Annotated in this window: 19 protein-coding genes; 10 read left to right on the top strand and 9 right to left on the bottom strand. The window is 49.2% G+C overall.

The window, feature by feature from the left end:
* Positions 1-43: 43 nt before the first annotated feature.
* Positions 44-223: a hypothetical protein gene (locus F4V51_RS05625; protein WP_153977215.1), complete on the top strand. Its 180-nt coding sequence runs from the start codon at positions 44-46 to the stop codon at positions 221-223.
* 157 nt (positions 224-380) lie between these two features.
* On the opposite strand, the gene F4V51_RS05620 is transcribed toward F4V51_RS05625, so the two are convergent.
* The gene (locus F4V51_RS05620; protein WP_153977214.1) at positions 381-1613 is read right to left on the bottom strand and encodes an MFS transporter; all 1233 of its coding nucleotides are present in this window, start codon (positions 1611-1613) and stop codon (positions 381-383) included.
* Positions 1614-1868: 255 nt separating this feature from the next.
* On the opposite strand from F4V51_RS05620, the gene F4V51_RS05615 reads away from it, so the two are divergent.
* The 3 genes from F4V51_RS05615 to F4V51_RS05605 all read left to right on the top strand — a co-directional run bounded on the left by F4V51_RS05615 (position 1869) and on the right by F4V51_RS05605 (position 4204).
* Entirely contained in the window at positions 1869-2519 is a 651-nt protein-coding gene (locus F4V51_RS05615; protein WP_153977213.1) for a peptidylprolyl isomerase, read from the top strand.
* Positions 2520-2977: 458 nt separating this feature from the next.
* Positions 2978-3235, top strand: a complete 258-nt coding sequence (locus tag F4V51_RS05610) for a YqkE family protein (protein ID WP_110821486.1) — start codon at positions 2978-2980, stop codon at positions 3233-3235.
* Between the two features lie 174 nt (positions 3236-3409).
* A complete protein-coding gene (locus F4V51_RS05605) occupies positions 3410-4204 on the top strand; it encodes an SDR family oxidoreductase (protein ID WP_153977212.1) in 795 nt (264 codons plus the stop codon).
* A gap of 99 nt (positions 4205-4303) precedes the next feature.
* On the opposite strand, the gene F4V51_RS05600 is transcribed toward F4V51_RS05605, so the two are convergent.
* Positions 4304-5065, bottom strand: coding sequence for a YwaF family protein (locus F4V51_RS05600; protein ID WP_153977211.1), 762 nt, complete (start codon positions 5063-5065; stop codon positions 4304-4306).
* A gap of 241 nt (positions 5066-5306) precedes the next feature.
* Between F4V51_RS05600 and F4V51_RS05595 the strand changes: the two genes are divergently transcribed.
* The gene (locus F4V51_RS05595; RefSeq protein WP_153977210.1) at positions 5307-6281 is read left to right on the top strand and encodes a ring-cleaving dioxygenase; all 975 of its coding nucleotides are present in this window, start codon (positions 5307-5309) and stop codon (positions 6279-6281) included.
* Positions 6282-6394: 113 nt separating this feature from the next.
* Here F4V51_RS05595 and F4V51_RS05590 read toward each other — a convergent pair whose 3' ends face one another.
* The 3 genes from F4V51_RS05590 to F4V51_RS05580 form a co-directional block, all read right to left on the bottom strand.
* Entirely contained in the window at positions 6395-7102 is a 708-nt protein-coding gene (locus tag F4V51_RS05590; protein WP_153977209.1) for a stalk domain-containing protein, read from the bottom strand.
* A 237-nt stretch (positions 7103-7339) separates the two neighbouring features.
* Positions 7340-8179, bottom strand: coding sequence for a hypothetical protein (locus tag F4V51_RS05585; RefSeq protein ID WP_153977208.1), 840 nt, complete (start codon positions 8177-8179; stop codon positions 7340-7342).
* Between the two features lie 172 nt (positions 8180-8351).
* Positions 8352-9629: a methyl-accepting chemotaxis protein gene (locus F4V51_RS05580; RefSeq protein ID WP_153977207.1), complete on the bottom strand. Its 1278-nt coding sequence runs from the start codon at positions 9627-9629 to the stop codon at positions 8352-8354.
* 326 nt (positions 9630-9955) lie between these two features.
* Here F4V51_RS05580 and F4V51_RS05575 point away from each other — a divergent pair, with 326 nt between their 5' ends.
* Positions 9956-11380: an aspartate ammonia-lyase gene (locus F4V51_RS05575; RefSeq protein ID WP_153977206.1), complete on the top strand. Its 1425-nt coding sequence runs from the start codon at positions 9956-9958 to the stop codon at positions 11378-11380.
* A 143-nt stretch (positions 11381-11523) separates the two neighbouring features.
* Here F4V51_RS05575 and rpoN read toward each other — a convergent pair whose 3' ends face one another.
* Positions 11524-12828: an RNA polymerase factor sigma-54 gene (rpoN, locus tag F4V51_RS05570; RefSeq protein ID WP_153977205.1), complete on the bottom strand. Its 1305-nt coding sequence runs from the start codon at positions 12826-12828 to the stop codon at positions 11524-11526.
* A gap of 100 nt (positions 12829-12928) precedes the next feature.
* Entirely contained in the window at positions 12929-14476 is a 1548-nt protein-coding gene (pruA, locus tag F4V51_RS05565; protein ID WP_153977204.1) for an L-glutamate gamma-semialdehyde dehydrogenase, read from the bottom strand.
* Between the two features lie 210 nt (positions 14477-14686).
* On the opposite strand from pruA, the gene F4V51_RS05560 reads away from it, so the two are divergent.
* Together F4V51_RS05560 and F4V51_RS05555 are read left to right on the top strand one after the other, a co-directional pair.
* On the top strand, positions 14687-15610 hold the full coding sequence (locus F4V51_RS05560; protein ID WP_236146699.1) for a proline dehydrogenase family protein: 924 nt from the start codon (positions 14687-14689) through the stop codon (positions 15608-15610).
* Positions 15611-16127: 517 nt separating this feature from the next.
* Positions 16128-17810: a sigma-54 interaction domain-containing protein gene (locus tag F4V51_RS05555; RefSeq protein ID WP_153977203.1), complete on the top strand. Its 1683-nt coding sequence runs from the start codon at positions 16128-16130 to the stop codon at positions 17808-17810.
* A 33-nt stretch (positions 17811-17843) separates the two neighbouring features.
* On the opposite strand, the gene F4V51_RS05550 is transcribed toward F4V51_RS05555, so the two are convergent.
* A complete protein-coding gene (locus F4V51_RS05550) occupies positions 17844-19919 on the bottom strand; it encodes an nSTAND1 domain-containing NTPase (protein ID WP_153977202.1) in 2076 nt (691 codons plus the stop codon).
* A gap of 369 nt (positions 19920-20288) precedes the next feature.
* Here F4V51_RS05550 and F4V51_RS05545 point away from each other — a divergent pair, with 369 nt between their 5' ends.
* On the top strand, positions 20289-20570 hold the full coding sequence (locus F4V51_RS05545; protein ID WP_153977201.1) for a hypothetical protein: 282 nt from the start codon (positions 20289-20291) through the stop codon (positions 20568-20570).
* Positions 20571-20595: 25 nt separating this feature from the next.
* On the opposite strand, the gene F4V51_RS05540 is transcribed toward F4V51_RS05545, so the two are convergent.
* Complete coding sequence (locus F4V51_RS05540; protein WP_153977200.1) at positions 20596-22266, bottom strand: PucR family transcriptional regulator; 1671 nt, start codon at positions 22264-22266, stop codon at positions 20596-20598.
* Between the two features lie 189 nt (positions 22267-22455).
* Between F4V51_RS05540 and ald the strand changes: the two genes are divergently transcribed.
* Positions 22456-23589, top strand: coding sequence for an alanine dehydrogenase (ald, locus tag F4V51_RS05535; protein WP_153977199.1), 1134 nt, complete (start codon positions 22456-22458; stop codon positions 23587-23589).
* The last annotated feature ends 130 nt before the right edge of the window (positions 23590-23719 follow it).

Genomic DNA, 23719 nt, shown 5'->3' with positions numbered 1-23719 from the left:
ATTGGCAAACTCCCTTGCGTCGTGAAAAAGGAGGTGCAGCATAATGAAGGAAGACCACCATAAACATGTCGAGACGCCGGATAGTCTGGTGACCGAACGGGACATCGATCCTGATTTCGGGCTATTTACGGAAGATTCATTTCCGGATGCTCTGGAAAAAGAGGATCAGCGTGATGCTGTTGAGCATGCCATTCCGAAGGAGAAATCCGATTCTGAAGAATGATACACCTTTTCTATGAAATGAATCAGACTGAACAATAGGGAAATCTCTCATGAAGAGGTTTCCCTTTTTAAATGTATATTACTTCCTCACATATATAGTCATATCAAAAAGATGGCTGCTGTATTGCTACAGCGCCATCCCTCTCCTAAATATCCATCTATCGATCTGCTGTTACCGCTTTCTTCGATGCTGATTTTCCTGAACCCGGGAGCTTGTGCTCCAAGCCAGACCATTTGGCTACAATCGCTGTGATTAAGAGCGCCAGTCCATTGATGATAAAAATCCAGCGAATAGGCAGCCATCCACCGAGAATACCACCGATAATGGGTCCTGCCATCGTACCGATCTGGGACGCTGACTGATTCAAGCTAAAGGCCCTTCCTCGGAAACCCGGGTCCGTCGCCTGCACAATCATGGCATTGATGGCCGGGAACACAGCCGCGAAGAACAACCCATATACAAACCGCAAAACACCAAAACCGATATAACCTGTCGTGAAAAATTGCAGCAGATTCCCCACCGCCCCGCCGATGAGTCCAATAATCAGCACTTTGCCGTAACCGATGCGTTGACCAATCTTCCCCCATCTCGGTGCCATAATGACGGTAGCTATACCTACCGCTGAGAAAATAATACCTGAGCTGAGTGATGCCCTGTCCGGCTGAATCCCCATCTCCATGACATAGACCGTGAGCAGCGGCTCAAGAATCATGACGGAAAAGGTACAGATGCCCATCATGCCTAGCACAGTAATAAACAGACGATTCGCTCTGGCTTCACGGATATCATCCATGACATGGGAACGCGGCTTATTGCGATTGAAATTCTCCTCTTTTACCCAGAAGGTCGCGATTACCGCAGAGACGAGCACCACAATGGCCGAAAATAAAAAAGCATTTCGATTGCCATAGTAGTGGCTTACCACACCGCCAATCAGCGGACCAATGATCCCGCCCGTAGCTCCGGCGGTAGACATGATACCCAGCGCGTATCCGGTCTTATCTTCTGGTGTATTCGTACCCACAAGGGCAATTGCAGCCGGAACGAAACCAGCCAGCAATCCCTGAAATAGCCGGACTACAATGAGTGAATATGGGTCCTGTACAAAGTAATTGATTAAATACAAAACCGCAAGGCTGTATCCCGACCGGATCAGCATCGGCTTGCGTCCGTATTTGTCTGCCAGGGAACCCCAGAATGGAGACACCAGTGCACTGGCCAGAAACGTGATGCCAAAGGCCAGCCCTGACCAAAACTCCAGGTGATCACGAACACCGAGATCGCCGCTCAGAAACAAGGGCAAAAACGGGATGGAAATTGAATACGCGGTGCTGCAAAAAAATACACCAATCCACAAAATCACCAGATTACGCTTCCACGAGAAGTTCATATACCCACACGCCCTTTCCGTTACTGACGCCCGGGACTGCCGTGGTTTGGAGCGGACGGAACAGACCCGTACGTCCTGCTGCGGAAGCATTTTCCTTATTTTACACCTATGCCTCCATGAAGACCATCCCTGGCAGTTTCAAAAACAAAGCTTGGATTGCCTTCCTGTCCCAAAAAACGGTATGATAGTTGATGGATTATCCCAAAATAATTCCGTTGAAACACATTAAGCAGAGATGCAAGGGGGAACATTCTCATGTCTTTACGATGGAAAAAAACAACTGCTGCATCGCTGATCATGGCGCTGCTGCTTATTGTTATTAGCGGCTGCGGACGCCCTTCGAGCAGCGCGACGGAACCCGTTCCTGCGCCGCCTGAAGGTCAAAACCCGGTAGCCACGATTGAAATGCAGGACGGGCAAAAAATCGTGATCGAACTCTATCCGGATATTGCGCCCAACACGGTATACAATTTCATCTCGCTGGCCAATCAGGGTTTCTATGATGGCCTCATCTTTCACCGGGTTGTTCCGGGCTTCATGATTCAAGGTGGAGATCCGAATGGTAATGGGACAGGCGGCCCCGGATATGCTATTAAGGGTGAATTCACATCCAACGGGCACAAAAATAATCTGAAGCACACACGCGGGGTTATCTCTATGGCAAGGGAATCTGGAAAACTCGATTCAGCTGGTTCCCAATTTTTCATCATGGCAGCAGACGATGAGAATTTAGATGCTCAATATGCTTCTTTTGGCAAAGTCACAGAAGGTATGGATGTGGTGGATAGCATCGTTAATCAGCCTACTGAAGGAGTAAAACCGGTTACGGATCAAGTCATGAAAAAAGTGACTGTGGACACGCATGGATTGGAATATCCTGAACCTGTTAAAATGCCTGAGGAATAAACCTCTAGGTACATTACTTACAAACAAAAGCTCTGTCTTGCGATAAATACGCAAGGCAGAGCTTTATTTAATGATAGCGTTTACATATGAGGTTTTAAAAAAAGCCTCTACGCACGTATATATGCAGCAGCTCTGCAACCCGCTGTTCTCACAACATCCACCCCAACAAACGGAACCAGCCAATAATCGCAATCCATAGCGGGCAGCTGAAGGCAATCCCCCATGCAAGCCCTTTCAACATGCTGCGGTCAACTTCCACGAACAACGACTCCTTTCTCCAGGGAATAGTCGCAGTATCGGTAATACTATATGATTTTATACCCGTTTTCATTCGTCACGGACCAGCTGATTTCCTTCTTTTCTTGACTCGATTCATGGAATGGATACCGGGAACCTGATATACTATGACTACGCATCAAAACAGGGAACCTGATTTACGTTGGAGAGGAGAATTTTCCATGGCAAAATCCAAAAAACAACCTGCTGCTCCCAAAGCAGCTCAGGATAAACCAACGACGCTGAAGGATCTGCTCAGCAGCGACGTGCTGGAGAAGCTGAAGGCACAAGCTGATGAAGCCAAGGCTGCCGAAGCCCAGCGCAAGGAAGAGGAACGCCAGCAGGCCGAAGAGGCTCGCAAAGCGGAACAGAAGCGTCGGGATAATGACTTCGAGTATTTATTGAATAACAGCTCGCTGGACTGGAAGAAGCATAAATAACATTTCAGCAAGCGATTCGCATATTAGACGTCATTTCAGATGTAGATGCAGGACCGATTATCGGTCCTGTTTTTTTGGGTTGGGCAAGTATGAAGGATTCTGATTCACCTCCCTTGTGCCGGGTATGTAGAGATAGAGAGTAACGTGAAATCTTATGGACGTGGAGGGATCAGGATGAGTGAACAGCGTTTGAATGGAAAAGTGGCGATTGTGACCGGTGGTGGCTCCGGTATTGGGCAGGCTACCGCGATTCGTTTTGCAGAGCATGGAGCCAAAGTCTACATGCTGGACCGTACACCAGAGAAAGCGGAAGAAACGAAGCAGACCATTGAGCAGGCTGGCGGTGAAGCGTATGTGATTGAATGCGATATTTCCAAGCCGGACCATGTGCAAAAAGCCATTAATCAAGCTGCGGCTGAAGCCGGCAAGCTGGATATTGTATTCGCCAATGCAGGGATCAACGGCACCATGGCGCCGATTGAAACGATGGAACCGGAAGACTGGGACCAAACGATGGAGATTAATATGCGCGGCACGTTTGCAACCGTCAAATACGCCATCCCCCATCTGAAGGACCGTGGAGGCAGCATCATCATCACCAGTTCGATTAACGGTAACCGGGTATTCTCAGGTATCGGGTTCTCTGCATACGCTTCCAGCAAAGCCGGGCAAACTGCTTTTACGAAGATGGCTGCGCTCGAACTGGCCCGTTACAAGATTCGCGTCAATGCCGTATGTCCTGGTGCCATCGACACCAATATCGATGACAACACCTATCCATCCGATGATCTGAAGGATGTACAGATCCCCGTGGAGTTCCCGGAAGGCCATGAACATCCGCTCAAGGGTGAACCTGGTACTTCGGAACAGGTAGCCAACCTGGTGCTTTTCCTGGCTTCCGACGAGTCTTCCCATGTCACAGGTACACGAATCTATGTGGATGGTGCAGAATCCCTCCTTCGGGGATAAGTTATCCACTTCATCATATCGAGTCCTATAAATTAAACATCCCGCATGTCTCCTGAGCTTCAGGATACTGCGGGATTTTCATTGTTCTCCTTTTGCCAATCATACCGCGGAGCTTCTCTCGTTCTTCACCCGGTTCCTCACTCGCTCCGGAATGGCGAAGAACAGTACGTACATGAGCGAAAACAATACGGCTGCCAGTACTTCTTCTCCCACGATATATAACGGGTACGGTCCCAGAAGATCCAGCACGGATGCCGTCTCCGGTTTGTGACGAAGAAACATATAATTGGCTTCCAGAAGCACATCCATTCCATATACAATGAGCGCCGCCACATTAACAAAAACCATCGAACCCACGACCGATCGCCAGCTTGGACGAAGCTGTTCTACCCAGGTCATATAGAGCAAGGCAAGTATAATACAGGCATGAGCCGTAAAAAATTGAATAAAACGAAAATGTGGAACGGTATAACCCAGGTTGGGAGTTACGATCGCCATCAATGCACCTGCAGTCCCTGCAAATAATAACGCCGAATGAAGCATACGACTGCGTGTTAACAGCAGTACGGCCGACAACAACAGGGACAGACTGCACAGCTCCAGCGGAAGCGATGTCCTCACACTCCATACCCCGCCGTAGACATACCAGATCTGAAGCAGCACTTCACAACCTATCATAAAGATGGCTAAGGTGAATCGCAGCACCCTACGTGTGCGTTCCGGCCATGCTCTCAAGTGATTTCTAAACAGGTACAGCAAGATAATCACTATTGCCGTGCAGGCTATTGCCCATATGTGTGAATTCGAAAACATGATAAAAGGCCGTTCATCATAAGGGTCAAGCCACTGGGGATATCCCATGTCCTTCTCCTTCCCATCACAAACAGTGATCCCTTGAAATGTAATATTTTTCATTTTGGCATTAATTGAAGCGAAAGTCTATCCGTTGAATGTTTCAGATATGTGTTGCTTTATAATTATCTTTATGTTAAGATAAATCCAGAACAAAACAAACAAAAAGTTAGCCACTTAATAAAAGTTAAATATATAACTTACACATAATCAAGAATACCCAATCCCAATTATTCAGGAGGAATTAACAATGCAAATCAAAGGACTTCACCACGTATCCGCACTGACCGCACATGCCGCTGAAAACTATCGCTTTTATACCGATGTCATGGGCCTTCGCCTGATCAAAAAAACAGTAAACCAGGATGACGTTTCCGTGTACCACCTCTTCTATGGAGATGAAAAAGGCAATCCCGGCACCGAGCTGACCTTCTTCGAAATTCCGATGGCCGGACAGACACGTGAAGGCGTGAACAGCATCTCTGCTACTTCGCTGCGCGTTCCGAGTGATGTTGCTCTCCAGTACTGGATCAAACGTTTTGACGAATACGAAGTACCTCACGGTGAAATTATGAATCGCGGTGGCCGTGCAACACTCTCCTTTACTGATTTTGAGAACCAGCGTCTGATCTTGGTGTCTGACGAAAACAACACAGGTGTTCCTGGGGGCAAACCATGGGATCAGAGCCCGGTACCGGCTGAATACGGTATTGTCGGCCTTGGTCCTGTACACCTCACCGTTCAGGATGCCTCGTTGACGGCTGCTGTTCTGACGGAGCTGCTTGGATTCCGTCAAAAAGGAACCTACCCTGCTTTTGTTGCAGGTCAACCGGATGTTCTTGTATTTGAATCCGGTGAAGGAGGCAGTGGTTCCGAGGTCCATGTCGAGGAGCGTAATGACTTGCCGATCGAAAGACCAGGGCGTGGCAGCGTACACCATGTGGCCTTCCGGGTGGATAACGAGGAAGAATTGAAACAATGGGTAGAACGCGTTCGCAACTACAGCTTCCCTAATTCCGGCTTCGTCGATCGCTTTTACTTCCGGTCCCTGTACTTCCGTGAAGCAAATGGCATCCTGTTTGAACTCGCAACGGATGGTCCGGGTTTTGATACGGACGAGGAACTTGCTCATCTGGGAGAATCGCTCGCTTTGCCTCCATTCCTGGAAGGCCGCCGGGCAGAGATTGAAGCCAATCTCAAACCTCTGGATACTGTAATTCGTTAATGTCGATTGATCAACATGATTCGCACGGAATAAACGTAAAAACGATTATCACAATGTGTGCTATGGATTTGATCCAGCAACATCATCGTTGATAATCGTTTTTTACGTCTATTTTATTTAACCAAATACGATGTTGTAAGAGGTACAAACAGCGATGAACCTGGATCTTCTGAAACAATCTCAACAAAAACAGCTTCTGTGCCTGATACATCCACGTCCAAGCTTACCAAACCGCTTCCCGGCGATATACTCAGCTTTTTGAGCACCGTATTGTCCTGGTTGATTACCTGTATCTCCTGATTACCAACAAGAGCGGCCAATTCCAGATGCAGGGAAGAATACTTTTTGCCCGTCATGATCTGGAAGTCGTCCCCTTGCTTCACGGAATCGGTATGCAGATATACATCTTTGTAATCCTTGCCTTTGTAAGTAGTCTCCGCAGGATCTTTGGTATGCCATGCTGTAGATCCTAATACAGTTGTTCCAAGTGTACTTAGTGTTACTTTATCCTTTGTTACTGGCCCGGTTCCATTTTCTCCACCAATCAGGACGGATGAAGTTGCACTGTCATAAGTGATTTCCGTTCCGAGCAATGTGCCCACTGCACGCACGGGTAAATACGTTGTTCCATTGTAGGTAATTGGCAGTACCGTCTTGCCATTGGCATCCTTGGCTGTCACGGTTGCTCCATTCATTTTCAGAGAAATCTTGCTGTTCAGATAGGCCTTAATTGGTTCAAGCCCTGTTGCTGCCAGTGCCCCTGTACCAATACCGAGTGTCAGAGTGCCCACCATTAGTCCGATTACGGCTTTTTTCTTCACGATAAATCCCTCCCATACAAAATTGTTATCCTTTATACATTTAAACGACTAAAGTGGTAATGTCAACCACTTTAATTCAATATTTTGGAAATATTTCTGTATAAGAACAGCACAAAGCGAGGCTGAGTATCCCCGTTTTTTTCAGCCCCACCATTCCTGCGCCTGCCTAATAAGGCAGAAGCATAAGTTATTTTTTTATGACAAGCATCGATCCCTTAAATCTTCTATTCCGTGAATTCAATCAAACGATTCATAATACTCATCTTCATACGCTTCTGTACGGTATTCCACGTTCTCGGCCTTCCACTCACCGTCCTGATATACATAGGCAAATGTTAGATCTCCGTCGTACCCGACCGGCCCATAAGCACCGGATGCTGTAACTTCCAACTTGCCGTTCTCCACACTGTAATACACGACATCTCCGAATTGAAGTTCATCATGATAAGCTATGCCATCCGTTTCTTCCTCTATCTCAGAAGGTGCTAACTTCACCCCATCCAACGCTACGTCAATGGTCACTTTTCCAGACGTCACGTTCACTTTGGACTGCACGTGCTGCTTCACCACCTCATCCAGAGGCTGCATGTTCATCTCTTCCAGCGTATCCGGATCTATGATGTGTGCCTGACCCAAATAAATACCCGTCCCGTGTCCGGCAGTGAAAAGCACGATAATTTCCTTTTTGCCGTCCCCATTCAGATCCAGTTCGTGCACTTCGGGTTTGTAAGACCCTCCTTCTCCCTGCCATTTGCTGAATTCACGTGTCTGTCCATTCACTTCAAGAATCATGCCGTTATATATATAACCCGAACCCTCCACTTGCATCGGGTATAATTTCACCTTTTCATTTTCCGGAGCAACGGAAACGTTCTCTTTTTTTACAGGAGTTCTCTCTATTGAGGCAAAGGATGTTTCATTGGTTTCTATATTGGATGCCACGACCCCATCGGTCTGGCTGGATGGATCATCTATGTTAAGCTGTTTTGGTTCATTGGATGTTCTGGCAGCTGAAGTTGTACTAATCGTAACAACCGCCAAAACGATCATCAGCAGGATACCTGTCCAAGTTTTCAATATTCTGGGCTCCTTCTTTTAAAAATGGAATACTACAACTATTATATCGTCATTTATCGCCCAGTCGTTGCGATTTTGTTAATGTTTCATAAAAAAAACTTTACAAACCTCAAATTTTACGAAAGAATGTTCGGGTTTATCCATATAAAGAAAAAAACACCCCGGACACAGCTTATGGCTGCATCCGAAATGCTTTTGTTTTATCCATCAAACGATTCGTTAATTCTCTCAACTCTTCAGCCGAAGAAGAGATTTCCTCCATGATTGCCGTCTCCTCATGAGCGGCATCCATAATCCGTCTGGCCTCGTCTGAGAACGAACCGGCTTTTCCTTGAATTTGTTTCACGTGACCATGCGTCCGTTCAACCCGAACCGTCTGCTCTGCAATTTTGGAGCCGATCTCATGAGCGCCCTTCATGAACACCTCAACCGTCCCCGTCAGTTCCTGCAGTGTCTGATCAACGTTAATGGTGCGCTGGGACTCATTCACGACAAGCCCGTGCTGCTCATGTATCAGCTGTGCTGTATCCCGGATACGCTGCTGAACACGACTGATCAATTCGTTAATCCGATGAACCGATTGTGTACTCTCGTCCGACAGCTTGCGAATCTGCTGGGCAACGACAGCGAAGCCTGCTCCCTCTTCCCCGGCACGCGCTGCCTCAATGGATGCATTAAGGGCAAGAAGCGCTGTCTCCTCGGCGATATTTTTGACCGATTGCGTAATGGCTTCAATATCCGAAGCTTCCTTCTCCAGAAGCACCATGATGTCGCGGGAGCGATTATGTGATACGGTCAGCTCGTCCATGCCTTTCATCAGATACGAGAAGGTCTGCTTCGTTTGATCAACCGACCGTTCCATCTGCCCTGACATCTCTGTCATTCCGATCGATTGGGTATGCATGCGCTGAAAATCATTCAGCATCTCATCTGCGGTAATCAGTGAATGCTGTGAGGTTACTTTTTGTTCCTCTACCCCTACGGCAATATGATCCACCGCTTCCGACATCATTTCGATCTGTTCAGCTGCCTGGGTAATGGCTTCACTTAGCGATTGCGCATTCTGTGAGGTCGTACGTGTACTATCCGAGATATCGTTTACAATACTTCTTAGATTAACAACCATCGCGCGAAACGCATCATATAAAACAGCAAGCTCGTCCTGTGTACGGCGCTCCGGAATTTCAGCTGTCAAATCCCCTGACGAAACTTGCTGAGCTGCCTTGGATAGGTGAACAATTGGACGTGTCAGCCAGCGTGAGGCAAACCATCCCAGAATTCCGTTCCAGCACACTCCTAGTATGAGTACTAAGGTGATGTACAGCCAGCTTGGCATGGAGAAAGAGAGCCAGTCCTGGAGGAAAAATATAAAAAAGCCGCTAGTCCCGTATGTAATAATCGAAATAAGTACCAGACCCGCGACTGTCTTTGCGCCTAAAGTCCATTTCATGCTCGCACCTCGTAGTCCTTTTTTCCTATTTTACCAATCGTCGACCAAAAAACATGTGATCTACATCACTGAAAACGCTAAATCAGGAACCCATCTTGTCCCGCACGAATACCTTTTCATCCTTGTGGTGCATAATTTATAAGATAAGTTTGTTACACTTCGATTCACCCAGTTACAAGCCAGGTTAATCCCCCTAATTTTAATTATTATCGGCAACTTGGGTAAAATCATTAAGCCTGGCATCCATTTTGCTTAAGTGATATACTGAGTGCGCTTCGGCATCGCCGGAGCTGACCTATTTTTGGATGCCACTGGAGGCGAAAGAAATGTCTACAATGTCCACACGGACGGAGAAAGATTTTATTGGTGAAAAAGAAATTCCTGCTTATGCCTATTACGGTATTCAGACAGTTCGGGCCGTGGAAAACTTCCCGATTACCGGCGTACCTGTGCACCGGGAGCTAGTTACAGCCCTCGCTGCCGTGAAGAAGGCTGCCGCAATCACGAATATGGAGCTGAAAATGCTGCCGCCGAAAATTGGCGATGTCATCGTGATGGCCGCTGAAGAAATGATGAAAGGTCATCATCTGGATCATTTTATAGTTGACTCCATTCAGGGCGGTGCAGGCACCTCCATGAATATGAATATGAATGAAATATTGGCCAATCGCGGACTGGAACTGCTGCTGCAAAACAAAGGCGACTACTTCCATTGCAATCCCAACAACCATGTGAATATGTCCCAATCGACCAATGATGTCATTCCAACGGCACTGCGGGTCGCGGCGTATCGGTTGTCTGAAACACTGCTTGATACCATGCAGCGTCTGAAAGATGCTTTTCTAAAAAAAGAACTGGAGTTCAATGATGTCGTCAAAGTAGGACGCACCCATCTCCAGGATGCCGTGCCAATCCGTTTGGGACAAGAATTCGGTGCCTATGCGCGTGTGCTGGGACGCGATATGGAGCGTCTTGAATTTGCGAATCGCCGACTGCTGACGATTAACCTCGGAGCTACGGCAGTAGGAACAGGACTCAATGCCAAACCGGAATACATTGTTAAGGTCACGGAACATTTGTCCGATGTTACCGGACTGAAGCTGCAGACAGCTGATGATCTCGTCGATGCCACTCAAAATACGGATGCTTATATGGAGCTGTCGGCTGCCCTCAAGGTATGCGCGGTCAACCTGTCCAAGATCTGTAACGATATTCGAATGATGGCTTCCGGACCGCGTGCAGGATTCAATGAGCTTCGTCTTCCGGCCCGTCAGCCCGGTTCTTCCATCATGCCAGGGAAGGTCAATCCGGTTATGGCCGAAGTGATCAACCAGGTCTCCTTCCAGGTCATGGGGAACGATCATACCATCTGCATGGCGTGTGAAGCTGGACAATTCGAATTGAATGTCATGGGTCCTGTCATCGCGTTCAACCTGCTGCAATCCCTGAAAATCATGAATAACGGCATTGACGTGTTCACCCGCTATGCCGTGGAGGAAATGGAAGCAAACCGTGAACGCTGTGCACTGATCATGAAGCAAAGCTTCAGCGTTATTACCGCCCTCAACCCGCATCTGGGCTATGATGTAGCAGCATCCATTGTGAAGGAAGCACTGAAAACCGGTGCTTCGCTCCAAGAAATCATTCTGGAACGCGGATTGCTCACCATAGAGGAGCTCGAAGAAATCATGCATCCGGAACAGATGACTACACCAGGCATTGCTGGTGAGCGTTTCCTGCACAATATGTAATGTGGTTTAACTGACTCGAATTCATCCTGATTATGGATCAAAACAGAAGGCCCCTGCACACCGTTAATTCGGGTGAGCAGGGGCTTTATGGTGTTATAGCGCTGATGCTATAAGAATGAAGACTTTAAGACATGAAGGATCATTTAACTCCAGCGCTTGCGCTCAAGCGAAGGAAGGATCTGCAGCTCCTCCCTGTACTTTGCCACCGTTCTGCGTGAGATCCTAATTCCCTCCCCGGCGAGCAGCGCTGCCAATTGACTGTCTGAATACGGCCGGCTAACCTGCTCTGTACGGATGAGTTCTTTCAATCGAAGTTTAACCACTGATGCAGAAGTGGGATCTCCGCATGCCGTCTCAATGCCTGTCGTAAAAAAGGACTTTAATTCAAACACCCCATGAGGGGTCTGAATATATTTCCCGCTAACGGCACGGCTCACCGTGGACTCATGCATGTCAATCCTCTCGGCAACGTTTGCCAGACTGAGCGGTTTCAGACCAGCGGGCCCTTCATGCAAAAAAAGTACCTGCTCACTCATCACGGCCGTGAGAACACGCATCAAGGTTCTGCGCCGCAGCTGCACACTGCGCACAATGGCTCTCGCCTCCGCTGCCCGCGCCGACCAGACTTCGTCTTGGGCTCCATGCCTGATCCAGTGGGAACATGCTTCATTCATGGATACACGAAGGTTCCCTGCCGAATGGAGCCCCATATAGATCTCGCCCTGCCGCAGTTCCACCATGGCATCCGGAATAATATAATGAGGACGCTCTTGGCATCCAATGGAACGACAGGGCTTGGGATCGAGCTGCGTAATGTAATTATATGCAGCCTGTGCCTCGCGTGAGGATATACCTAGCCTGGTTCCCGCTTTCCCCGGATGGAAGGGTACGAGTTCCCCCAGTCCTGCCTGAACCATTTGCTCGGCATGGGCAGCGGCTGACGAATCCCGGCGGATCTGAAGCAGCAAGCACTCATGCAAGCTGCGTGCCCCAACGCCTGCGGGATCCAGTGATTGGAGGATATCCAACCCTGCTTGCAGCCCATCCACTGAGATGCCGAGTACGGATGACAATTCAGCCAAATCTGTCTTCAGATAACCGTCGTCATTGACACACCCTGCCAAATATTCAGCTGTTACCTTCACCATAGGCGGGAGATCCAGCAAGCGAATCTGAGCAGACAGCAGCTGCTCAAGCGTTGGCTCAGCACTTTTCACCTGCAGCAGGGGATCGTAGGAATCGAATGTTCTCTGATTTCCCTTCCGAGGGAGGCGAACCAGCGGTGCAGCGTGCTCCTCCACTTCAAGTACCGGATTCTCTTCGGCTGCTTCCTGCAGATAACGGTTCAAGTCCTGACCGGACAACGTCAGCAAATGAATGGACTGTTTCATCTCTGGCGTCATGGACAGCCGTACACGCTGTTCCTGAACCAGCTGCATCTCCAGCATGATTCTCCCTCCTTCTGTGCGGAATGGAATATAATTTATATTTTCCGGAAAAAGAATACAAAAGTAAATGCTTGACTACAAGCATCTGCTGCTGTACGCCTCAATACTTTTCGGAGACCAGCTTTGCTTGTGTAAAGAGCAGCAGATAGTCTCTTCCGCCCGCTTTGGAGTCCGTGCCGGACATGTTGAATCCGCCAAACGGATGCGTGCCAACCAAAGCACCAGTGCATTTCCGGTTAAAATACAAATTGCCAGCAAAAAACTCCCGTCTCGCCAGTTCCAGATGTGCACGATTCCGTGAAATGACTGCACCTGTTAAGCCATAATCGGTGTTGTTTGCAATATGAAGAGCTTCCTCAAACGTATCCGCCTTGATGAACACGAGTACTGGTCCAAAAATCTCTTCCTGTGCAATTCGCGCCAGCGGGTCAACATCCGCGATAATCGTCGGTTCGATAAAATAGCCTTGGGCATCCCCTGTACCACCGCCCAATACAAGCCTGCCTTCGCCCTTGCCCACTTCGATATATTCATTAATCTTGGCATACGCCTTGTCATCAATAACTGGTCCTACATGACTGCCTACCTCGAGCGGACTGCCCATCGTGAGCTTCTTCGTACGCTCAATGACCTTTTGCAATACCTCATCATATACATCCTTATGGATAATGGCGCGGGAACACGCGGAACATTTCTGTCCGGAAAATCCGAATGCCGAAGCGGTAATGGAGTCTGCAGCCAGTTCCAGATCACTTTCGCTGTCCACAACGATGGAATCCTTACCGCCCATTTCTGCAATCACCCGTTTGATCCACTTTTGCCCTGGAGCTGTGCGGGCCGCCCGTTCGTTAATCCGCAGACCCACATCTCTTGAACCGGTGAAGCTGATAAAGCGAGTCAGCGCATGATCCACCAGATAATCGCCCACTTCGCTGCCCGGGCCTGGCAAATAGTTCACTACGCCATCCGGCAATCCTGCTTCAGTGAGCAGTTCCATGAACTTGGCTGCGATCACCGGTGTCGTGCTGGCCGGCTTCAAGACAACTGTATTACCCGATACAAGCGCTGCTGAAGTCATGCCAGCCATAATGGCCAGCGGGAAGTTCCAAGGTGGAATGACAACCCCCACGCCAAGCGGGATATAGGTCAGTTCATTATCCTCGCCTGCAATGCGGGTCAGGGGCTGAGGTTCACTGAGACGCTGCATTTCTCTTGCATAGAACTCCATGAAATCGATAGCTTCCGCTGTATCTGCATCTGCCTCCGGCCATGTTTTGCCTGCTTCATACACCATCCATGCAGAGAATTCATGCTTGCGCTGGCGCATAAGCGCAGCTGCTTTGTACAGATATCGCGCGCGTTCGTTCGGATCTGTATGTTTCCAGGTACGGAACGTTTCTGCTGCTGTCTGAATTGCCTGCTCTGCCAGCTCCTGATCTGCCTGAAAAATCGTTCCGATCACCTGGTCCTTAGCCGCCGGGTTAACGGAGGTTAACGTGCGATTGCTCGTTATTTTCCGCCCGCCGATAATCATGGAATATTCCTGTCCGAGCTCAGATTCCACCTTGCGAAGTGCGCTCTCAAAGGCTTCCTTGTTCGCTGGTACAGCAAAGGGCGTAAATGGTTCGTTAACAAAAGGGATATTCATGAATAATTCCTCCTTCAGGATGTTGGAATCACTGGCTGCTCGCCTGATTTACCATGCTATTTCACTCTCACCCAATATATGTAGCAAGATCCGTGCCAACTCCGATTAAGAATGAATATTTTAATAAAATTAATGGAAATAAATGATCTGGCATGATTCTTGCTTCATTAAACGGCTATAAGAAGCATGATCCCTAAGGAGGAAACTGGCGTGAGTATTGGAACGGAAATGTACCGTAAAACACTGCTGACCGTTGCAGGCAATAAGGCTGTGGAGAATCTGTCCATCAAATACGGCAAGAAGCTGGCAGGCAAGTTTATCGCTGGCAGCACACTGGAGGAGGCACTGGAGGAGATTCGGGTCCTTAACAACAAAGGCATTATGGCCACACTGGATCATCTCGGGGAAGGCATCACAAGGTTGAGCGAGGCTGCCCAGTATCGTGATGAATATATAAGACTCGTGGAAGGCATAGCTCGCCAAGGGGCAGACTCCAACGTATCCCTGAAGCCAACCCAGATGGGCCTTGCGCTCGATCCGGAGGAGGGTTACCGGAATATCCGATCCGTGGCAGCACAGGCGAAGCTGCATGAGCTGTTTGTCCGAATTGATATGGAGGACAGCCCATTCACCCAGGCTACGCTGGATATTGTCCGCCGCCTGCATGCAGAAGGACTTGATAACACGGGAACGGTACTGCAAGCCTATCTTCATCGTACCGAACAGGATACACGGGACATGATTCGTGAAGGCATACGGCTTCGCCTCGTCAAAGGCGCTTACAAAGAGCCCGCGGCCGTAGCATATCAGAATGCTTCCGAAGTCATTGATCAATTCAAATCCATGATCCGCCAGCATCTGGATCAGGGTGTCTACACAGCGGTCGCTTCGCATGATGACCATATTATCTCGTGGACCAAACAGTATGCCAGAGACCGTGGCATCTCCCCTGATGCGTTTGAATTCCAGATGCTGTACGGGCTGCGCATGAGCGAACAGGAACGACTTGCACGGGAAGGTTATCGCATTCGCTGTTATGTACCTTACGGAACCATGTGGTATCCGTATTACACTCGCCGCCTTGCCGAGAAGCCGGCCAATCTGTGGATGGTCGTCAAAAACATGTTTAGATAATCAGACTTCTCCTATCCTGGTTCGATCGACCGCAGTGAAGCAAATCGTTGGAGCCATGTGAGCCCTTTTTTCTCAGGCCGCATGGTTTTTTTATCCCCTCTCTCAAGTCTCCCTCCTACAATGCAATGTCTAAAAAATATGAAACCCCAAATTGAAATGTCCAAAATTTGAGACACTAAGGAATGTTCAAAAAATAGTAATCACCAGCTTGGTGTCATATAACTTCACCTCCCTATGACTTGAAATGCTCAAACTATTTAGGAACAGTTGCGTAGAGAAGCAACATATTCGTATGTAAGCGTATACCAAACTAATTACTTTTTATTTTATTTAATCCTCCCTATAACACCTACACCTCATGTCAAAAAATATATACACAACTTATTTGTGCCGCTATAATAGGGCTAACCATTCTTTATCGTTAAAATCACTTTGTAGCTGCGCAACAATTCGTATTGCAAGTAATGGCACACAAGTGTCGTTTCTGATTATCATGCTCGAACCCGAGGTGAAACGGATGAAGCATTTACTCCCAGACGTAATGTCCCTTCTGCGAACAGACCTGAGTAGGCTGAAGGAAAGTAGTCATTTGCCTGTTATTTCTTCGTCTACTGCACTGCCCGAAGCCATTCCCTATTTTAGCGAAAGCCCGCACCTGTTGATCCAGGATGAAGGATCCCCTATTGGATATATTGAAGTAACTGATGTTTTGCAGCATATGCTGCAAGCCCATCGCCTCATGGAGGCATATTTTGAAACCACCATTGAAACGGCAGGTACAGCACTTACCCTGATTAATGAAGAAGCCAAGGTGGCGTACTGGACAACGGATGCAGAGCGTGTTTTCTCGATTAACAAAGAGGACATCATCGGACAGCCAGCAGCAGACTTCTTCCCACCTGACCGCCTTCAATCGCTCAAGACGCTGTACACGGGCGACACGGTCTACCGTAAACAGCACCAGCCCCGCCCGGATCTGTTCGCTCTCATCAATGCACGTCCAGTGGTTCTTGATGGACGTATCGTGGGTGCGGTAGCTGCCGAAGTGGACATAACAACTGAAATCCGCCTGCATCAGGAACTATTACATATGACATCCAAAGTCCAGCACCTGGAGAAGGCCGTGGCGCGGCTGCGTCCGGATTCCGACCCGTTCGCGGGAATCAAAGGCAGCAGTCCGGTCATTAAGCAGTGTCTTGAGACCATACGCAAGATTAGTACTACTTCAGCCACCGTGCTCATACTGGGTGAGAGCGGAACAGGCAAGGAGTTGTTTGCCAAAGCCATTCATGACCTGCGCGAGTCACCATCCGCGCCTTTTATCGCCATCAACTGTGGTGCCATTCCCGCTTCATTGTTCGAAAGTGAGTTGTTCGGTTATGAAAAAGGGGCATTTTCCGGTGCTGATCCCAAAGGGAAAAAGGGGAAAATTGAACTGGCCGAAGGCGGTACGCTCTTCCTGGATGAGATCGGCGAAATGCCGCTGGAATTGCAGGTGAAGCTGCTGCGGGTCCTTCAGGAAAAGAGCTACTTCCCCGTTGGCGGAACACGCATGAAACAGGCGAATTGCCGAATTATCGCAGCCACCAACCAGAATCTGCTTGGCATGATTGCCCAAAACCAGTTTCGGGAAGATCTATACTATCGCCTGAATGTCATCAATCTCATCATCCCTCCTTTGCGCATGCGCAAGGAAGATATATATGAACTGACCCAGACGTTCCTTCAAGAGTTTTCCCTGCTCTATAACCGTCACATTGAACTCGTTCCTCCCGAAGTATTCAAGCTGCTGTTCAGCTACGAATGGCCAGGCAATGTACGGGAGCTTCGCAATGTGATCGAGCGGATTACCATTCTTACAACGGATGGTGAGGTCAAGGCGGAATATTTGCCGGAATCCCTTACCTCACTCATACAGCCTCAATCGTCCACAACAGATGAGACTGCATTGCTGCATGTCATACCGGTACAACCGACACTCTCATCAACCAGCGAATCTCCGGATACCATTGCAAAAGGAAACGAGAGCGAATCCTTCGAAGTCTGCCCCCTGTCTTATCAGGAAAGGCTGGATTCATATGAAGCGAATCTCCTGCGTCAGTGTCTGATCTCGGCAGGTGGCAATAAGCGTACACTCGCCAGGCAGCTAGGCATCTCCAGAGCCACGCTCTATAACCGAATGAAGAGGCTTGGTCTATGACCAGCCTCTTCTGTATTTCATGATCCATATCGTTTATAACACTCGTGCAAGACGAATCAACGCGGTTCGCAGATGGCGGTAAAACGTGGCCCGGCTCATGGAGCAGGCCTGGGCTGCGGCCGTTGGATTACCCGCATGAGTCCAGTAAGCTGCATAGAGGAGCATCTGATCCTGCTGGGAAATTCCGTGTGCACGCCCCTCCAGAAGATCCAGAACATGCATCTGCAGCTGTATCCCGTCTCTCACACTACTCACCCGCGCAGCATACGTTTGCAGTTCACCCGGGGAGTGTAAATGCGCCAGCATTTTTCGCAAATCCGACTCAGACCACGTAATCCGTTCCGTTCCCTCACTCGTCGCTTCATACGGCAACCGGCTCCCTTGTTTCTCGGGATTCAGCAACGACATTACCCATTCTCCAAATAATCCATTACGCAAATCCAGGTCCATGACATCAGCCTGATCCTCATATCGGTCACAGATACGTGTACGCGTTCTTCTCATCCGAAAACCGATGCTCTGTAAAAACAGCTTCAGATTCGGATTGGTTGCCACCAGCATGACTCTTGCTCCATCACCCAGGAGGGACAGCCTGTCCAGGGCCATGTAGCCCACGAGCTCTTCACGTCTATATCCGGGTACGTTATCACGGGCAGCAGCCAGTACGGCAAAATGAGTATCCGTCTGATCCGGATCGCATGCGAGTTCCTGCGGGCTAAAGCATTCTTCCATTTCCGCCGGGAAATATCTTAACAGCATCTCACTGCTCTCCCGGTGGACAAGTACCGTAATAAACATGGCAATTGGCTCCCCGTTCTGATTACGCATCAGCACAATTCCTTCAGGGTAACGCTGTGCCAGCTCATCCAGAAATGGGCGATAAGGCTCAGCCTGCCACGGCTCCACACTGTATTCGCACCATTCCTTCAATAAGCTGTGCAGCAAGGGAAGGTCTCCTTCTCGCATGACCTCCAGCGGTGAAAAGAGGGCCTCGGTGGATACATCCGCATATTGGCGATGCTGAAGCATGGATTCCTGACAGAGCAGGAGCATTCTCCGGGCAATCTGCCGCTGTTCATGTGGTCCGGCCTGCGCATGCAGGGGCAGCAACAAGCTCGCGATACGTACCCGCATGGCTTGCAGCCGCTGCGGTTCACGCTGACGAAAATCCCGAAGCAGATGTACTCTGGCCAGGTCATGCAGTGCCAGGCCATCCGGAACGGAGCGAATGAACGACATCCGCTTCAGCGCCAGGTATTCGCCGAGCGTCACCTCCGTTTGCAGAACTGAGGATAACAATTCCTGATTGGCGGTTTCGAGCAGCGTGAGCACCTCAATCATGGGATGCAGACTTGGAAGCGTCAATTCGAGCAATAAGCGTGCACTGATCATATAGGACAGTTCGGCCCACTCCGCAAGAGGTACGTTTCGCCGATGATCGGCAGCTTCCACCGCGAGGGCAAGTCCAAACGGATGCCCGTCCGTCATTCGTGCAATCGTGCCTGCCATGCTGATATTCACAAGTCCTGCACCAGCAATGTACTCCGATACTTCTTCATTCGTGAAATGCTGAAGCGGCATCTGCACCAAGTGCTGCCTCAATCGGGGATGCATTCGCCATGCCGTAGCCGGTTCGGATCGTGAGGCCAGTATGATCAGCACCCCGCTGGAGGAGAGTTTATTAACGAAAACCTCCATAAACCAACTTTCCAGCAAAGCAAGTTCTTCATAGTTATCCACCGCAATGACCAGTCTTTTGTGAACCGACGTCTCACTCAATCGGCTAAGTGGGCGGAGATGCCCCTCACTCCCCAACGTTTCCAGTCCCAATGTCGAGGACAGATACTCCAGAAAGACCGAGGGGGTTGAACCACAGGATCTGCCATCCATCCATATGGACGTAGCTCCCCGACTACGGGATACCGATAACATCTCCGAGAGCAGGGAGGATTTCCCGATCCCTCCCATACCCGTTACCGAAAAAATGGTCAAAGGTGCTTCCGGATGGTCAAACCAGCGATCCAGAATCATTAATTCCTTGACTCGTCCTACAAAACGTTTGCCACGGTCATAGTGTCTATCGCTCTGTACCTCACTACTGTTTCCCATTTGTGCCCTCCGTACTAGATACTGGTACTTTACGCTAAGCCTTATACAAATGCTCAATATACGCCATTCACTTGCAAAATTGAGACTATTTTGAGACGCGCACTAACCTATAAAATGATAAAATCTCGAAGTAAGCCAAATTATGGATAGGTCCCGAACAGCATCATGCAAACGTTTAACACGGGATACATGCGCTTTATTTTCTATAATCTTTCCATTGCATAAACTTAATTAACTGTTCCGCCCATCGAGCACACCAATCTAGTCGCATTTGCGAAAACCTGTTGCTGAAGTACATAAGCACTTACCGATCTCAAACTCCTTGCTTCCCTTCCAAAACCATACTGATTGCAGGAAAGGCGGATTTGTGTGAGAAAAGAACTCGATATCTGTAATCTGAGCGGACAACTCGGAATCCAACATGAAAAGCTGGCTGATTGGTTGAAGGAACACGGAATTCTGTCCCATGAGGCTGAGGCAAAGGGCCGTTCTGTTCAAACGTCGCCTCCGTACAGATTGGCAACCCCCACATCTTTATCACTCGCTCCCTCAACAGGTCAACCCAAACTCTTTCGCGGCAGGCGTTCCATGTCCGGTCGTTCGATACTGCCAGAGCTGCGTCCATCCCGTCGTATCGGCAAAAACTACTAAACTACACTTCGGGTGCACCCCATTATCAGGAATGATGAGTCTGTTCATCCTCCATCATCGCGTTAGCAAGCAGCGCCATCTCCAGGCATATTCTTCTCCCCTGGTCCATATAATCCGGTCCCATCAGCTCTTCCAACTTCTCCAATCTGTTGTACAACGTCTGTCGATGTATAAACAATTGGGCAGCAGCGTCACGTTTGGAACCAAAATTCCGCAAGTAGGCTTCAAGCGTCTCCACAAGCTGAAGATGATGTGCACGGTCGTATTCAATCAACACCCCAAGATGGTCTTGCACGAAGGGCTGAAGGAAGGATTGGGGCAGCGCCTTCAGCATTTGATATATACCCATACGTTCGTAAAAGTAGATATGTTCCATCCGACTCACTGAACGTGAAACTTCGATAACCTGATATGCTTCTTGAAGACTGTCCGGCATGTCGGTCAAGCGGTTGCGAATTTTGCCAAACCCGGCATATATCGCAACCTGCTTCAGGTTACGGCTCGCAAAGCGTTTTACATCTCCAATAATGCTTTCGAGGGATCTAACCAGCTTATGGGAGGTGGAGGCAGCACTCTCTTCCTTGGCACAGCACAGGTAGACCTGGTTATTCTTCAGCATGATCAGGCTCGGCAGATTGTTCTTCTTCAATAAGGATCTTAGCAAAACCAGAATATCCTGATGATTCGCCTCCATCCGTTCACGTCCGGTCCCTCTCAGCTGATGTTCAATCTCAATCACTCCTCCAGCAAACCAGTACTGTCCCTTCACCAGCAATCGGAGCCCCATCCTTGTCTGTGCCTGTTCTTCCTGATGGATATGACCATTCATCAAGTCCTGAATTAATTCATTCTGATTGCGTACCATCTTCTCTTCGAGAAACTGGGAACGAAGCGTCAGTGCGGCTGCCGCCTTCGCCGTGTAATCAAGCAGCAATTTAAGATATTCCACTGGCGCAGAGGGATGCACCACCATGCCAACAGCTGAGAATACCTGACCAAAGCAGACCACCGGATGACACAGCAGCGTATGCTGTTCATCGATGCGAAACCATAGCTCGGTATCCGAATCGTTCAGATCCAAATGCTCTACTTCCTGTTCATACCATGTATAGATGGCCTGCTCCATCTCCGGGGGAAGACCGGGGACAAAGCTGCCTGGCTCCATGGACGAAATAAAGACAACCGGTTTGGCCGCATATTCATGAAGCAGATGGAGTACGGCAGACATATCGGTGCTCTGCAATGTCCGCTGCTGCAGCTGACGGGAGTATGCCTCCAGACTCTTCAGCAGCTGATGCTGATGATTAATGAGCAGCGCATGAATATCCTGCGTAATCTCCACGAACCTTACTGGCTGTTCGAATACAATCAGCGGAAACTGATGTCTATCCGCCAGTTCAATTAATTGTTCGGGAATGCCATGAATGCTGGTGCCAAACTCCACACACAATCCTGCCGCATCACTATGAATCAGCTGGAGCAGATATTCTTCACGCCCCTCTTCCGATTGAAGCCACAGCCCTGTGGATAAAATAAGATCATGGGGGCTGACATACGGAGAGACGTTGGTAATCTCCAATACATGAACCCATCCAACCTGACGGGATGTTCCCCCGCTTCCTGCAACCAGACGCGCTCTGGCAAAGACAGGGCGTGCCAACAGATCCTTTATCGTAAACACACGATCATTTCTCAATATCGATCCCTCGTAATGTTATTTTTTCTTACATTATAATTCATGGACAAATGTCCTGAACAGCCCTTTTCGACATAATGTTGATTGAATCTCTTGAAACATAGACATTAAGTAAGGTGCAAAACCGTTACTCAGGTCATAAACTTGTAGTATAAGTTGACAACCATTAAATGGACGAGGTGCATGGGCATGAAAATCGGTATCCCAAAAGAAATCAAAAATAATGAAAACCGTGTAGCCGTAACCCCTGCCGGAACGGCTGACTTTGTCAGAGCAGGGCATCAAGTCATGATTGAGCAGGGTGCAGGATTGGGCAGCGGATTCACAGACAGCGAGTATGAGGCGGCCGGAGCAGTCATTCAGACTCAGGCCCAATCCGTTTGGTCGGAAGCTGACATGATTATCAAGGTCAAAGAACCTCTGGCGAGTGAATATAGCTATTTTCGTCCCGGACTGATTCTCTTCACCTATCTGCATTTGGCGGCAGAACCGGAACTGGCGAAGGCTCTTGTTCAGAGCAGGGTAACTGCCATTGCATATGAGACTCTGGAAGTTAACGGCACCCTTCCCTTGCTGACCCCAATGAGTGAAGTGGCAGGACGGATGTCGGCTCAGATCGGGGCACAGCTATTGGAGAAAACGGAAGGTGGCAAAGGCATTCTGTTATCCGGCGTGCCTGGCGTCAGCCGCGGCAAGGTTGCCATTATTGGCGGAGGTACGGTCGGTACCAATGCGGCCAAAATTGCGATTGGTCTCGGAGCGGACGTGACCATCCTCGACCTGAATCTGAATCGCCTGCGCCAGCTGGATGACATATTCGGCAACCAGATCCATACGCTGGTATCCAGCGCATCCAACATCGCAGCTGCGGTCGCTGAAGCGGATCTGCTGATCTGTGCGGTGCTGATTCCCGGCGCCAAGGCGCCCAAACTTGTCAGCGAGCAGATGGTCAAAACGATGGCACCCGGCTCGGTTATTGTGGATGTCGCTATTGATCAGGGCGGAATCGTAGAGACCATTGATCATATTACGACCCACGATGAACCGACTTACGTGAAGCATGGTGTTGTACATTACGCGGTAGCGAACATGCCTGGCGCGGTGCCGCGCACATCCACATTGGCGCTGACCAACGCCACCATGCCTTATGCGCTGCAGTTGGCCAACCATGGTGCAGCCTCCGCGATTCGCGGCAGTGCATCCATTCGCAGCGCGGTTAACGTGCTGAATGGACATATCACGTATGAGGCAGTGGCCCGGGATCTCGGGCATGCCTATGTCCCTGCGGGACAGGCGCTGGAGCATCCTGCCGCTGTCCAGTAATCTGTATATGATCGTTCCACCCGGCGCCTTGTCTTTCTCGCCTGTGGAACGAACAGAAGCGCCAGTCCGGGCATATGCTGTCCGGGCTGGCGCTTCTTGGTTTATTTTGCATGAAATAAGTCCTGTTAAG

This window comes from Paenibacillus xylanilyticus (genome assembly GCF_009664365.1).
GTDB classification, from domain to species: domain Bacteria; phylum Bacillota; class Bacilli; order Paenibacillales; family Paenibacillaceae; genus Paenibacillus; species Paenibacillus xylanilyticus_A.
Note: the sequence above shows the minus strand (reverse complement) of the source record. Positions and strands in the feature narration are given on the sequence as shown.